A 14,004-nucleotide genomic window follows, 5' to 3' on the forward strand; every position below is an offset into this window, starting at 1 on the left:
TCTAGTCCTTTTGTTTTGAGAAAAAAGTGTATAGTAATAGTGCCACACCAATTCCGCCAACAACCGCATAATGTTGGTCAATAAATTGATGTAATGTGTTTAATAGCTCACCCTGAAACCCAGAGATAATACCAAGTGCGGTGAGTGAAATACCAAAGCCAATCATAACACCGTGGCGTTTAGAGTATTTGACCTGTTTGCTTTGATCTGGTGATGGTAAGCTATCACGCTTAGCCTGATTAACTTGGGCGTTTAATAAATCAAATAACAGCTCAGGCACATCAGGCAAACGTTCACTCAAATCAGGAATGCTTGCCATTGAACGCTTAACAAAGCCTTGCCAGCCGACACGCGTCTTCATCCACTGCTCTAAAAATGGCTTGGCAGTTGCCCATAGGTTAAGCTCAGGATACAGATCTCGTCCTAAGCCTTCGATATTTAATAAAGTCTTTTGTAATAGTACTAATTGCGGTTGTACGGACATATTAAAGCGTCTTGCTACTTGGAATAAGCGCATTAAAGTATAGCCAAATGAAATATCAGCCAATGGCTTCTCAAAAATAGGCTCGCATACTGTACGGATCGCCGATTCTAACTCATCGACACGGGTGTTATACGGAACCCAACCGGATTCGATGTGCAGTTCTGCTACTTTTTTATAATCACGATTAAAGAAGGCTAGAAAATTACCAGCAAGATAATGCTGATCCTCACGGGTAAGCGTGCCAACAATACCAAAATCAATAGATATATATTTAGGATCTTGTGGGTTGGTTGCATCGATAAAAATGTTGCCTGGATGCATGTCGGCATGAAAAAAACAATCACGGAAAACCTGAGTGTAGAATATCTCAACGCCACGCTCAGCTAAGAGTTTAAGATCGGTGTTGAGTGACTTTAATGTGTCAATATCAGAGACAGGGATGCCCTTTATTTTCTCAATGGTTAATAGATTACTGCGGCAATATTGCCAATACACTTCAGGCACGTAATGAATATGACTGTCTTTGAAGTTGCGTTTTAGTTGTGAGGCATTGGCAGCCTCGCGCTGTAAATCAAGCTCATCAAGAAGATTACGACTAATCTCAGCCACGACCTCAACGGGACGTAAACGCCGCGTTGCCGGCACATAACGCTCAAGCATATGTGCAAGGGTCTTTAATAGCTCTGTATCTTGTACTAATACTTTTTCGATATTTGGACGCAAGACTTTGACCACAACTTCTTGACCAGTGGTAAGCATGGCACTATGCACCTGAGCAATCGATGCTGATGCCAAAGGGGTGATGTCAAACTGTGTAAAAGCGTCATTAATCGGTTGCTGCAATGCCTTTTCAATCACTTTACGTGCATATTCTCCAGAAAAAGGCGGGACTTTGTCTTGTAGCTTGGCAAGTTCATTTGCAAGATCATGCGGTAATAAATCGCGACGTGTTGACAATGCTTGCCCAAACTTGATAAAGATAGGACCTAAAGTCTCCAGTGCTAAACGTAAGCGAGTACCGCGATCAAGCTTATTGCGTGCAAACCAATAATAAGGGTTAAAGATAAGCGTGATTTTAAGTACGCGCAATAATGGTAAATCAGCCATCATTGTGGTGACGTTATATTTATTTAACACGTAACCAATATAGATCAGGCGTTGCCATTTTTTAAGTTTAGTCATGCTGATCACCGTTGGCATTAATGTGGCGAGTTATCTTGGTAGTGACGCGCTCTAGATCCTGTTTTAACAGCTGAATGTCACTGAAGAAATCCTCGACTTCTTCTTTACATGGGAAAAGCTCTTTTTCATATTGAATATATTCTCTGAACTCGTGCGGCAGGCGCTCTTTACTTGTCATCCACCATGTTTTAATAACATCAAGCGGTTTGGCTAAAAAAGAATTTAGTGAAGTCGTTTGACCTAAAGTTAGTGTGAAGATCAGATCAGGGCGAATCGCTTTGACGAAGTCGCGATAACGCTCAAGTACATGCATATCACCAATGAACTTAGCTTCACCTTGTTGAATATAGCTTTGTGGATGTTGACTTAATGCCATTGCGATTAAAGTGCCTGATGTTGCTGTCAGTAGATTGGATGAATGAGTGCTTTCAGCTAATGCAAATATAAGCTTATCTTCACTTGGCTCAAAACAAAAACATAGACCAAGATCATTAATAGCAATATAAAGAGGCTGACTGTTCAGCTGCTGGAGCAAATAGGTTTTCTGTGGATCTAAGCTAAGTACTTTATTGAGTATGAGATTGATAGATTTAATGATCATTTGTTCATTCATTTGATCACCTTAGTATTTAATGCCCATATGTAAGGCGACAACGCCGCCAGTCATGTTCTGATAGTCCACCTTATCAAAGCCCGCATTTAGCATCATCTCTTTTAGTGTGTCTTGATCTGGATGTTTGCGAATCGACTCTGCAAGGTAACGATAACTATCGGCATCTTGGGCAATAAGTTGTCCCATAAAAGGTAAAATCTTAAAAGAGTATTGATCATAAATCGCGCTTAATAATGGTAGTATCGGCTTTGAAAACTCAAGTACCAACAAACGGCCACCTGGTTTTAATACGCGTTGCATTGAGGCTAATGCCGCATCTTTATCGGTCACATTTCTAAGACCAAATGAAATCGTAATGCAATCAAAGGTATTATCGGCAAAGGGTAAACACTCAGCGTTGGCTTGAACGTATTCGATATTACCAACACAACCACGATTGGTGAGTTTCTCACGCCCAACATTCAGCATTGATGCATTGATGTCACTTAATATCACTTTGCCATGATCACCAACTTTTTGGGTAAATTGATAAGCCAAATCACCCGTACCACCTGCTAGATCAAGAATCTTTTGATCTGATTTGACTGAGGCTTTCTGAATGGCGATTTTCTTCCATAAACGGTGTACGCCAAATGACATCACGTCATTCATAATGTCGTATTTTGCTGCCACCGAATGAAAGACATCGGCGACTTTTTGCTGTTTGTCTTCCCAGTTGACTTCTTCAAAGCCAAAGTGCGTGGTTTGATCGTGTGGTTTTTTATGCATAAGATAAATGAGCGAAGCTTATTATTGCTAGGCAGTATATACCCATAAGAAGCTATTTTACAGCGTTTCTTGGCTTGCTGTTGTGTGCTAGGTTTTGTCCATGTCAAATCTTTGATTGTCTTTCAATAACATCAAAACCATTGATTGTCCGTAAATTATAGTCAAACGAAATACCCACTTGGTAGATTGGTAGCTCAAGATGGGTAAATTTCAACGCATAGTTTTTATCGATAACCTGTTGTACAGCTTTTGCTGCTAAGTCCTCACCTTGACTGACCTTAAACTCAAAAATAATGACCTTTTTACCCGTGATAATAATCGACATATCAATACGACCTTCAGAGGTGTGATCTTCTAGTTTAACGTCATAACCAAGGGCAGCAAAATAGCTATAGATAATTGCGCAATAATAACCTTCATAGCGGTGTAATGGTGTTTTGGTATAGTAATCATAGGGAATGCTGCTGTAAAAGCTTTGAATGGCTTTAGCAAACTGATCCCAGTCATCGCTTAATAGCGCACGGTTAATGGCAAGTTGATTGGCGGTGGCATCTTCCTGAGTAAGCCCAATTTTGGTCAGTTGTCTATTTAGGGCCGTTTTCACTTCAAAATTTGGGTAGCCTAAACGATACCAAAGATCTTGACCAAAATAAAATTGCTCTTTTATCGTTAGATAACCACTTTGCAGCATTAATGCTGCAATTGGGATATTGTTGACATCAATGCTATTTAACGCATCAGGCGTCGCTTCATAATTCTCAAGCTCAGGAATTATGTCGCGGCGTTTGCTGATGAGCTTGATTAAAAAAGTGGGTGTACCAGTTTCAAACCAGTAACTTTGATACTGTTGATTTCTAAAGAATAACAAGATATCAAAAGGGTTGTAGACTTTTTGCTTTTCAGAACCTGCAAAATTATAGCCGTTGTACCAGGCTTTGAGTTTGCCAAGATCAACATTGGGTAGATAATCATCGAAAGTATTTTCTAACTCTTCTTGGGTGTAGCCACATAGATCAGCGAATCGTGCTTGGAAGGAGATGTCTTCCAAATTGTTTAAACCACTAAATAAACTTACCTTAGAAAACTTAGATACTCCAGTTAAAAAGACAAAGCGTAAACAAGCATCATTATCTTTGATGACACTGTAAAGACCCTTGAGAATCTCGCGATTGCGCAGCGCCTTATCGGATTCATTAATGACATCGAGAATGGGTTTGTCGTATTCATCGACCAAAAATACAACGCGTTGATTGTATTTTTGATATAAGGTTTTAATGAGCTGATCAAGTTGTAGATCATAGTGCATACTAGTGTCTAACTCAACATTATAACGTTTAGAATTATCGCTTAACTCACGGCTAATCCATTGTAGTAAGGACTCTTCAGAAAACACGGCTTTAGATCGCCCAAAGCTAAAATGAATGACAGGAAATATTTCATTGAAATCCCATTTATCTTCAATATATAAGCCTTTAAACAGCTCACGCTTGCCAAGAAATAGCTGCTTTAAGGTGTCAATAGTGAGGCTCTTACCAAAGCGTCGCGGACGGGATAAAAAGTAATAAGCATCTTGCTCAATTAAATTAAGTAAATGCTTGGTTTTATCAACGTAAATCATATTGGGTTGACGCATTTTCTCAAGGGTTGAGTAGCCAATTGGTAATTTTTTCATGCGCTTATTATGTCTTTAAGTAAAACCATTACTGGCATAGAGTGTAGCAAAGAACGCATGACTTAGGAATAGCAGAGTTATCCGTGAGCTAGGGGTGTCCAGATCCAATGCGTCAGCTGCCATGGATGGTAATAATCAATGGCGGTGGTTTTTTGTGAATAATTCCTTTGGTTATTTTTCAACAACCTCAAAACCATTGATTGTCCGTAAGTTATAGTCAAATGAAATCCCCACTTGGTAGATTGGTAGCTCAAGATGGGTAAATTTCAACGCATAGTTTTTATCGATAATCTGCTGTACGGCTTTTGCGGCCAAATCTTCACCTTGACTGACCTTAAACTCAAAAATAATGACTTTTTTACCCGTAATAATAATCGACATGTCGATGCGACCTTCAGAGGTATGATCTTCTAGTTTAACGTCATAACCAAGGGCGGCAAAATAGCTATAAATAATCGCGCAATAATAACCTTCATAGCGATGTAATGGTGTTTTGCTATAGTAATCATAGGGAATGCTGCTATAAAAGCTTTGAATGGCTTTAGCAAATTGCTGCCAATCATCGCTTAATAGCGCACGGTTAATAGCAAGCTGATTAGCATTGGCGGCTTCGGTGGTTGTGCCTAGCTTGGTAAAGTGCTGGTTAATACTGCTACGTACCTCAAGATTGGGATAGCCTAATCGATACCATAGTAGGCCACCATAGTCGATGGTGTCTTTAATGGTCAAATAACCACTTTGCAGCATTAATCCTGCGATAGGAATACTGTCAACATCGATGCTATTGATAATGTTTAAATTTGCTTCGTAATTCTCAAGATCAGGAATAATTGCGCGTTGCTGTTCGATAATCTTAAGCAGGAAACTCGGTGTTCCGGTTTCAAACCAGTAATTTTGATACTGATTAGCATTGTCAAAAAAGAGCAAGATATCAAAAGGGTTATAGACTTTTTGCTTTTCAGAACCTGCAAAATTATAGCCGTTGTACCAGGCTTTGAGTTTGCCAAGATCAACGTCGTGTAGATAGTCATCGAAGGTGCTTTCTAACTCTTCTTGGGTGTAGCCACATAAATCTGCATAGCGATAGTGAAAGGAGATATCCTTTAGGTTATTCAAACCACTAAACAGGCTCACTTTAGAAAACTTAGACACTCCGGTTAAAAAGACAAAGCGTAAACAGGCATCGTTGTCTTTAATAACACTATACAGTCCTTTAAGGATCTCGCGATTGCGCAGTGCCTTATCAGACTCGCTAATGACATCGAGAATGGGTTTGTCGTATTCATCGACTAAGAATACGACGCGTTGATTATATTTATGTTTTAATGCTTTGATTAATACATCAAATTGAGCGCTGTACTCTAAGTTGGGGAGTTCAATTTCATACGCCTTGGCGGTATTAAGTAATGTCTGGTCAATAATTTCGAGCAAGGTTTTTTCGCTATTGATCGCCTTAGAGCCGCCAAAGCTAAAGTGAATGACAGGAAACACTTCATTAAAATCCCATTTATCTTCAATATATAAGCCTTTAAACAGCTCATGCTTGCCAAGAAATAGCTGCTTTAAGGTGTCAATAGTGAGGCTCTTACCAAAGCGTCGTGGACGAGATAAGAAGTAATATTTGCCCTGAGAGGCTATTTCATGAATATGTTTGGTTTTATCGACATAAAATGTATTGCCGTTAATCATTTCAGCTAGGGTTGAGTAGCCAATTGGTAATTTTTTCATGCACTTATTATGTCTGAAGTAAAGCCATCGTTGACATAGAGTGTAGCAAAGAACGCATGACTTAGGAATAGCAGAGTCATTCGTAAGTCAGGGGTGTCCAGGTCCAATGCGTAGCTGCCATGGATGGTAATGATCGATGGCAAAGGTGATTCGTGAATAATGACAGGTTGTTGCGGTTGCTAGGTTATCGTCCATGACAGAACTGGATTGCCTCGTCCACCCCACAGCGCGCTAGCTTGCAAATCGAAACTTAGAGTATCGCGCCTGATAGTAATAATTTATTCATTGCAACAATTCGTATGATTTGGCATTTATTAGAATCTGTGAGCTGGGATTGTGGCTTAGTATAGCGAGAACATTGTTAGATTGAAATATGTTCTAAGTGATGAGTGGAATGCTGCAAAATACCAAAAGTGTTGTCTCCTTTGTAACTCTGGTGCTTTTCTTTGTTCAACGTATTGAATTAAAGTAAACGGTTACCGAATTTTTTGCAAAAGTCATTTGCCTTTTAAAAGAAAAGTTTGTAGACTTAGCGCGCATTTAATTTTAGCTGTCTTTAGAGTGTTCAATAAAATGAATCAGAAGCGTGTAAATTAGATAATTGATTTTAAGAAAAATTTAGATGGCATTTAAGCGAGGTGAGATGTATGCCAGCAGTACGTGTAAGAGAAACAGAACCATTTGATGTTGCGTTGCGCCGTTTCAAACGTAGCTGTGAAAAAGCGGGAATCGTTTCTGAACTTCGTCGTAGAGAATTTTATGAGAAGCCAACATGGGAGCGCAAGCGCAAAAAAGCAGCAGCAGTTAAGCGTTCAATGAAGCAGTCTATGCGTTCAACTCCAGCAGCAGCTCGCCGCTAGGAAGTAAGAGAAGTAAAAAAGATTGCAATAAATAGTCAGCCAGCTATGCTTTAACGGTGTAGTTGGCTGTTCTATTTATGCAAACTAAAAAATATATCCATTGTAATTCATTTTGCGGTGTTAGGTGTCGAAGAAGTTTTTTATGGGTATATATAAAATTTATCAAATAAACAAAACTGTTAGGATTTAGCAAATGTCTGAAATACGCGCGCGTCTTGTTGAAGATATGAAAACCTCAATGAAAAACAAAGATAAAAACCGTTTATCAACGATCCGTATGGCGTTGGCGGCATTTAAGCAAAAAGAGGTCGACGAACGTGTTGAAGTAACTGAGGATGATGTGATCAGTATCCTGACTAAAATGATCAAGCAGCGCAAAGATTCTGCAGAGCAATTTAAACGTGCTGGCAGAGAAGAGCTTGCGCAAAAAGAACTTGATGAGATCGAGATTTTACAAGTTTATTTGCCAAAACCATTATCAGAAGATGAGATTATTGAGATTATCCAGCGTGCTATTTTAGAAGTTGGTGCCTCTTCGGTGAAAGATATGGGTAAGATTATGAGTGTGATTAAAGCAGAGCTTAACGGTCGCGCTGATATGGGCAAAGTTGGTTCAATGATCAAATCACAATTATCGTAAAACGCTGTCATGAAGGGGAATATTCCCGCTGATTTCATCCGTCAAATCGTCGCATCAGCGGATATTGTTGACGTTATTTCAAAATATGTCACGCTCAAAAAAACGGGCAAAAATTTCATGGCGTGCTGCCCGTTTCACAATGAAAAAACGCCATCATTTTCAGTCAGTCCCGACAAACAACTTTATCACTGCTTTGGCTGTCATGCCTCGGGTGATGTCATTGATTTTATTGCAGATTATAATAGCTTGAGTTTTATTGAGGCAGTTGAAGAGCTTGCATTAATGCAGAATCTTGAAGTGCCTTATGACCAAAGTGCGAAAGATCAATCCAAAGATAAACTGACGCAATCAATTTATGATGCTTTACAAGCAGCGAATAAATATTTTCAATGGTGTTTGCGTTTTGATACCGATAAAGATGAGGTTATCGAGTATATTAAATCGCGAGAACTCTCGGCAAAAACAGCGAAATATTTTCAGATGGGTTATGCGCCCAATCAATGGCAAGCATTGTATGATGTGCTGAAAAAACAATTTTCACTGGATGTTTTGGATCAGGCAGGCTTAGTGATTCGTAAAGATAAGGGTGGAGCATATGATCGTTTTCGTGAGCGCTTAATGTTTCCGATACGCAATCGTAAAGGTTCAGTTGTTGGATTTGGTGGGCGCGTGCTGCCGAATAAAGATGCGAATCCTAAATATCTTAACTCGCCTGAAACGCCGGTTTTTTTTAAAAGTCATGAGCTATATGGCTTATATGAGCTTAAAGAGCAGCATAAAAATCCTGAGCACATCATGGTGGTTGAAGGCTATATGGATGTCATTGGCTTACATCAACATGGCTATACCACAGCAGTTGCGACATTAGGAACTGCTTTATCAGCATCACACTTAAAGACATTGTTTCGCCACACTTCAGAGATTATTTTATGCTTTGATGGTGATACAGCTGGGCAAAATGCAGCGTTAAGGGCATTTGAGATGGTGCTGCCTGTGCTTGATGAGCATAAAAAAGCACGGTTTTTGCTATTGCCTAAAGAACATGACCCTGATTCATTTATCAAAGAAAGGGGACTAGAAGGTTTTAGAAGTGCCTTAAAAGAAGCCTTAAGTGCAGCAGATTTCTTTATCCAAAATCTATTAGGTAAATATGATTTAACTAGCGCGGATAGCCTGGCGCAATTGATTGAAGAGTCAAAGCGAGTGCTAAAAGCCATTCCTGAAAGTACCTATACGCTGATGATTATTGAGCAGTTAGCGAAAGCAACTGATGTGTCTTCGTTGCAGTTGCAACGAATGATCAAACAAAAGGCGCATGATGTAAAACAAAATGATAACAACATGCAGCTAAAACGTTGGCAGTTAAACGCTAATAAGCTGAGCCTAGTTGAGAAAGCATTAGCATATTTGTTAAGTATGCCAACAGAAGTGCATGATGCGTTAAGTGCGCAACCGGCAGTAGAATTTGAGTGTGTAACAGAGCAGCACTTTATTTTGCTTGATGCTTTGAGAGTAATCAGGCAAAATAGCGGGCTGTCTTCTGCTGTGCTCGTGCAAATGCTTGTTGAAAAATATCCGCAATTTAAGGCGTATTTCTATCAGCTATTGCAAGCACAAAGTGAGCTTGATGCAGTGCAGCTTATTGATGAATTAATGGCGATGTTAGATAAGATAATGAAGCAGGCATGTCAAAACGAATTAGAACACCTGATATTAAAAGCAAAAACATCTATCTTAACAACGACAGAAAAACAAAGAATGCAAGCAATTTTATACAAAGTAGAAAAAATATAGCTACACTTGATTTATGTTGCTAAATCGCCAAAGGGGTAAGTGTATTGGGTGTGATCATCGATGTGATTTGGACGTTGATAGGTCGCTTTTCATGCGCGCGCTTAGCGATGTAAATAACTGAAGTTACGCATTTTAGAAAAAACTATGACTTTAAAAACACCCCGTCAGCCTGCGGCTGCCACCCCTCTTGTGAAGAGGGGAATTGGGCAAAGGTTGATTTTACATTCCCCTCTTTGCAAGAGGGGGTGCCTAGCTTGCGAGGCGGGGTGTTGAAAGAGAGAAAGTGCATAATTTCAGTAAATAAGTAGTTAAGTAGTTAAGAAACTTAAGAAGTGAGATTTTAATGTCAGATCAAACAAAAGAACAACAGCTCTCAAGAATCAAAGAATTGCTAGCGTTGGGACGTGAGCAAGGCTATTTGACCTATGCCGATGTTAATGATTATTTGCCCGATGAGATTACTGACCCTGAGCGCATCGAAGAAGTGATTCAGATGATCAATGATGTCGGCGTTAAGGTGTTTGAATCTGCACCTGATGCGGAAGATTTGTTATTACTCGAAGCTGAATCAGAAAACACATCAGATGATGATGCGGTACAGGCTTTATCTTCTGATGGTGATTTTGGACGCACGACTGACCCTGTTAGAATGTACATGCGAGAAATGGGCGCGGTTGATCTATTAACGCGCTCTGGTGAGATTGAAATTGCTAAGCGGATTGAGCAAGGTACTAAAGAGGTACTTAATGCGCTGTCTGAGTACCCTTATGTCATTAAATCATTATTAGGTCGCTATCAAGACTTAACCGATGCAGCACGTGAAGATCATATGCAGCTTGAGGATGAAGAAAGAGAGGAAACTCCGTTATATAAGTTTATTAAATTCTCTGATTTAATCTCAGGCTTCAATGAGGGCGATGAAATTGATGCATCAGGCACAGATGTCGGTTCCATGCTTGATAATCCAGAAGATACTTTAGAGGAAAATCAAACAGAAGAAAGTAGTGCTGACGATGAAGAAGAGGAGTCAAGCAGTGGTACGGTTGATACTGCGGAAGACACCGGTCCTGACCCTGAAGTGGCAGCACAAAAATTTGCTGAGCTTGAAGCTAAGTTTAATTACCTGCTAGATCAAGAAGTAGGCAGTAAAGCATATATTAATGCAGCCAGTGAAGTATCGGTGTTATTTTTAAGTATGCGTTATACCAGTGCGCAATTAAACCGCATGATTAACTCGATTCGTGGCTTGGTGACTGAAATTCGCGGACATGATCGTAAAATCATGCGTTTGTGTGTTGAAAAAGGCAAGATGCCTAAGCAGTATTTCGTATCACGTTTCCAAGGGCGTGAGACCGATACGGACTGGTTAGATGGCTGTATTGATAAGCATCCGGATCTTGTCAATGTGCTTGAAGATGCTAAAGCAATTCAGGTCAAACTAGGATTAATTGAAGATCGTGCGGATATGTCAATTTATGATTTGCGTGAAGCGAGCAAACGTATTTCCGTAGGTGAAGCAAAAGCTCGACGCGCTAAAAAAGAGATGATTGAGGCTAACTTGCGTTTGGTGATTTCAATTGCTAAGAAATACACCAACAGAGGCTTACAGTTCTTGGATCTGATTCAAGAAGGGAACATTGGCTTGATGAAAGCGGTTGATAAGTTTGAATACCGTCGTGGTTATAAGTTTTCTACTTACGCAACCTGGTGGATTCGCCAAGCAATTACCCGTTCAATTGCCGATCAAGCACGCACGATTCGTATTCCTGTACATATGATCGAGACGATTAATAAGCTTAATCGTATTTCGCGTCAAATCTTACAGGAAACGGGTAAAGAAGCGACTCCTGAGGAGTTAAGCCAACATATTGATATGTCAGAAGATAAGATTCGTAGAATCATGAAAATTGCCAAGGAGCCGATCTCAATGGAAACACCCATTGGTGATGATGAAGATTCTAATTTAGGTGACTTTATTGAAGATTCAGTATCTGATTCACCAGTGGATAGCGCGACAAGCGAGAGTTTGCGTGAAGTGACTAAAGATATTCTAAGCACACTAACCGAGCGTGAGGCAAAAGTTTTGCGTATGCGCTTTGGTATTGATATGAATACCGATCACACGTTAGAGGAAGTTGGTAAGCAATTTGATGTGACGCGTGAGCGTATTCGTCAGATTGAGGCAAAGGCACTACGTAAGTTAAGACACCCATCGCGCTCAGAAACGTTAAAGAGTTTCTTATCTGAATCATCATAAGTGTATTTTTTATTTCAGCTAATACTGTTTATTTACGTATCAAAGGAGTTATAAAGATGGATATGATTAAGCTTAAATATGCAAGTGTTGCTACCTTGTTAGCGTTAGGGTTAACAGGGTGCGCCAGTCGTTGTATTACAATTCCAGCCAATGCAACATCTGCAGAGAGTTTTGGTTCTGGATTTGGTCAGCTCAAAGCCATGCAGCCAGTGGTAAGAACATCAGCAGGTGATACCATCCAAGGGCAAGTTTTGGTGCAAAACAAAAAATCAGCAACTCAAAACTTCCAGTATCAAGTGCAATGGCTAGATAAAAGTGGCTTTAATGTCGGACAACCACAGCCATGGACGCCAGTAGAGGTGTATGGTGATTTACAAAAGATGATTACCTTTAGCGCGCCAACACCAGATGCTACAAGCTACAATATTTCTTTTTGTCGCGTGTAGAGCATTATCCCTTTTGTTCATTCCGCATAAATGTTACATTAATTCCCGTGTTTTAAATCTTAAATATTTATCTATTCGAGGAAGTTTATGAGCAATAAAGAACAAGCATTAAACTCAGCGTTAGCGCAAATTGAAAGACAGTTTGGCAAAGGCTCAATTATGCGTATGGGTGATACCGATTTAGCTAAAGATATTGATGTTATTTCCACAGGATCAATTGGTTTAGATATCGCTCTAGGGGTTGGTGGTTTACCAAAAGGACGTGTGGTTGAAATTTATGGCGCGGAATCTTCAGGTAAAACAACGCTGACACTACAAGCCATTGCCCAGTGCCAAAAAAATGGCGGAACAGCTGCCTTTATTGATGCTGAGCATGCGCTTGATCCGGTATATGCCGAAGCTTTGGGCGTTGACCTTAAAAGCCTGATCGTGTCACAACCAGATACAGGTGAGCAAGCGCTTGAGATTACTGATATGTTGGTGCGTTCAGGTGGTGTTGATATTGTTGTTGTTGACTCGGTTGCTGCATTGACACCAAAAGCCGAAATTGAAGGTGAAATGGGTGATTCACATATGGGTTTGCAGGCGCGTTTAATGTCACAAGCCTTACGTAAATTAACAGCAAATATTAAGCGTTCTAATACATTAGTTGTATTCATTAACCAGATTCGTATGAAGATCGGTGTGATGTTTGGCAACCCTGAAACAACCACAGGTGGTAATGCTTTGAAGTTCTACGCATCAGTGCGTTTAGAGATTCGTCGTGGTAGCCCGATTAAAAAAGGCGAGGAAATTTTAGGGAATGAGACCAAGGTTAAAGTCGTTAAAAATAAAGTTTCGCCACCATTTAAGCAGGCAGAGTTTGATATTCTCTATGGTGAAGGAACGTCTCTTGAAGGAGAGTTAATTGATCTTGGGGTTAAATATAACCTAGTCGATAAAGCTGGTGCATGGTACAGCTACAATGGTGATCGAATTGGACAAGGGAAAGATAATGTGCGTGTGTATCTGAAAGAAAATCCTCAGGTTAAGGAGAGTTTACACAAAGCATTAATGACGACCTTGCTACCGAATACGGCAAAGGAAAAATCAGTAGCCAGCGATGCCGAAGAATAATAGCGAGCGCGATTATCTTTTTTATCTGTTATCCAAGCAAGAATACTGCTATGCGCAACTAAAGCAAAAATTAATTCAGCGCAACCATATCCCGTTGACCGAGATTGAGAGCTTATTACAAGAGTTTGTCGATAATCAATGGCAATCAGATGAGCGCTGTGCCGAGCTTATGATTAAAAGTGCTTTGTATAAACACTATGGGCTATTGCGGATTAAACAAAAGCTTGTTTATGAAAAAGGGATAGATATTACTATTTTTGAAAAGGTACTTAATGAGTTGGATGTTGATTGGTTTGAACAAGCTCATTTGTGCTATCAAAAAAAATATCACGATAAAGCGCAAGACCAAAAAGAGAAACAAAAACGCTTGCAGTACCTACAGCGCCAAGGACATAGTTTAGGTGTGGCGTTGGAAGTTGTGTCTTCTTGAACTAAGTTGAAATC

The 14,004-nt window shown here is 39.9% G+C and carries 12 protein-coding genes; 7 read left to right on the plus strand and 5 right to left on the minus strand.

What is annotated here, in order from left to right:
- Position 1: 1 nt before the first annotated feature.
- The 5 genes from ubiB to NYP54_RS07780 all read right to left on the minus strand — a co-directional run bounded on the left by ubiB (position 2) and on the right by NYP54_RS07780 (position 6,447).
- A complete protein-coding gene (ubiB, locus tag NYP54_RS07760; protein WP_283156034.1) occupies positions 2-1,666 on the minus strand; it encodes a ubiquinone biosynthesis regulatory protein kinase UbiB in 1,665 nt (554 codons plus the stop codon).
- Positions 1,659-2,279, minus strand: a complete 621-nt coding sequence (locus NYP54_RS07765) for an SCP2 sterol-binding domain-containing protein (protein ID WP_283156035.1) — start codon at positions 2,277-2,279, stop codon at positions 1,659-1,661. The genes ubiB and NYP54_RS07765 overlap by 8 nt, the downstream gene beginning before the upstream one ends.
- A gap of 9 nt (positions 2,280-2,288) precedes the next feature.
- The gene (ubiE, locus tag NYP54_RS07770; RefSeq protein WP_283156036.1) at positions 2,289-3,047 is read right to left on the minus strand and encodes a bifunctional demethylmenaquinone methyltransferase/2-methoxy-6-polyprenyl-1,4-benzoquinol methylase UbiE; all 759 of its coding nucleotides are present in this window, start codon (positions 3,045-3,047) and stop codon (positions 2,289-2,291) included.
- A 103-nt stretch (positions 3,048-3,150) separates the two neighbouring features.
- The gene (locus NYP54_RS07775) at positions 3,151-4,719 is read right to left on the minus strand and encodes an ATP-binding protein (RefSeq protein WP_283156037.1); all 1,569 of its coding nucleotides are present in this window, start codon (positions 4,717-4,719) and stop codon (positions 3,151-3,153) included.
- A gap of 171 nt (positions 4,720-4,890) precedes the next feature.
- Positions 4,891-6,447 (minus strand): ATP-binding protein, encoded by a 1,557-nt coding sequence (locus tag NYP54_RS07780; RefSeq protein ID WP_117003064.1) that lies wholly within the window; start codon positions 6,445-6,447, stop codon positions 4,891-4,893.
- Between the two features lie 647 nt (positions 6,448-7,094).
- Between NYP54_RS07780 and rpsU the strand changes: the two genes are divergently transcribed.
- From rpsU to NYP54_RS07815, 7 genes are all read left to right on the plus strand, one after another.
- Entirely contained in the window at positions 7,095-7,307 is a 213-nt protein-coding gene (gene rpsU / locus NYP54_RS07785) for a 30S ribosomal protein S21 (protein ID WP_117002909.1), read from the plus strand.
- A gap of 193 nt (positions 7,308-7,500) precedes the next feature.
- Entirely contained in the window at positions 7,501-7,947 is a 447-nt protein-coding gene (locus tag NYP54_RS07790) for a GatB/YqeY domain-containing protein (RefSeq protein ID WP_117002908.1), read from the plus strand.
- Between the two features lie 9 nt (positions 7,948-7,956).
- Positions 7,957-9,741, plus strand: a complete 1,785-nt coding sequence (gene dnaG / locus NYP54_RS07795; protein WP_283156038.1) for a DNA primase — start codon at positions 7,957-7,959, stop codon at positions 9,739-9,741.
- Between the two features lie 343 nt (positions 9,742-10,084).
- Positions 10,085-11,998, plus strand: a complete 1,914-nt coding sequence (rpoD, locus tag NYP54_RS07800; RefSeq protein ID WP_117002906.1) for an RNA polymerase sigma factor RpoD — start codon at positions 10,085-10,087, stop codon at positions 11,996-11,998.
- Positions 11,999-12,054: 56 nt separating this feature from the next.
- The gene (locus NYP54_RS07805) at positions 12,055-12,444 is read left to right on the plus strand and encodes a YcfL family protein (protein WP_283156039.1); all 390 of its coding nucleotides are present in this window, start codon (positions 12,055-12,057) and stop codon (positions 12,442-12,444) included.
- A gap of 87 nt (positions 12,445-12,531) precedes the next feature.
- Positions 12,532-13,560 (plus strand): recombinase RecA, encoded by a 1,029-nt coding sequence (gene recA, locus NYP54_RS07810; protein WP_117002904.1) that lies wholly within the window; start codon positions 12,532-12,534, stop codon positions 13,558-13,560.
- Positions 13,547-13,990 (plus strand): regulatory protein RecX, encoded by a 444-nt coding sequence (locus NYP54_RS07815; protein ID WP_283156040.1) that lies wholly within the window; start codon positions 13,547-13,549, stop codon positions 13,988-13,990. The genes recA and NYP54_RS07815 overlap by 14 nt, the downstream gene beginning before the upstream one ends.
- Positions 13,991-14,004 lie beyond the last annotated feature (14 nt).

The sequence above is a fragment of the Cysteiniphilum sp. QT6929 genome (genome assembly GCF_030035755.1).
Classification (GTDB): domain Bacteria; phylum Pseudomonadota; class Gammaproteobacteria; order Francisellales; family Francisellaceae; genus Caedibacter; species Caedibacter litoralis.

Excerpts from the sequence above, each read along its gene's own strand:
- NYP54_RS07765 (WP_283156035.1), bottom strand. The coding sequence starts at position 2,279 with ATGAATGAACAAATGATCATTAAATCTATCAATCTCATACTCAATAAA.
- recA (WP_117002904.1), top strand. The coding sequence starts at position 12,532 with ATGAGCAATAAAGAACAAGCATTAAACTCAGCGTTAGCGCAAATTGAA.
- NYP54_RS07780 (WP_117003064.1), bottom strand. The coding sequence starts at position 6,447 with ATGAAAAAATTACCAATTGGCTACTCAACCCTAGCTGAAATGATTAAC.
- ubiB (WP_283156034.1), bottom strand. The coding sequence starts at position 1,666 with ATGACTAAACTTAAAAAATGGCAACGCCTGATCTATATTGGTTACGTG.
- NYP54_RS07775 (WP_283156037.1), bottom strand. The coding sequence starts at position 4,719 with ATGAAAAAATTACCAATTGGCTACTCAACCCTTGAGAAAATGCGTCAA.
- ubiE (WP_283156036.1), bottom strand. The coding sequence starts at position 3,047 with ATGCATAAAAAACCACACGATCAAACCACGCACTTTGGCTTTGAAGAA.
- rpoD (WP_117002906.1), top strand. The coding sequence starts at position 10,085 with ATGTCAGATCAAACAAAAGAACAACAGCTCTCAAGAATCAAAGAATTG.
- NYP54_RS07805 (WP_283156039.1), top strand. The coding sequence starts at position 12,055 with ATGGATATGATTAAGCTTAAATATGCAAGTGTTGCTACCTTGTTAGCG.
- dnaG (WP_283156038.1), top strand. The coding sequence starts at position 7,957 with ATGAAGGGGAATATTCCCGCTGATTTCATCCGTCAAATCGTCGCATCA.
- NYP54_RS07790 (WP_117002908.1), top strand. The coding sequence starts at position 7,501 with ATGTCTGAAATACGCGCGCGTCTTGTTGAAGATATGAAAACCTCAATG.
- rpsU (WP_117002909.1), top strand. The coding sequence starts at position 7,095 with ATGCCAGCAGTACGTGTAAGAGAAACAGAACCATTTGATGTTGCGTTG.
- NYP54_RS07815 (WP_283156040.1), top strand. The coding sequence starts at position 13,547 with ATGCCGAAGAATAATAGCGAGCGCGATTATCTTTTTTATCTGTTATCC.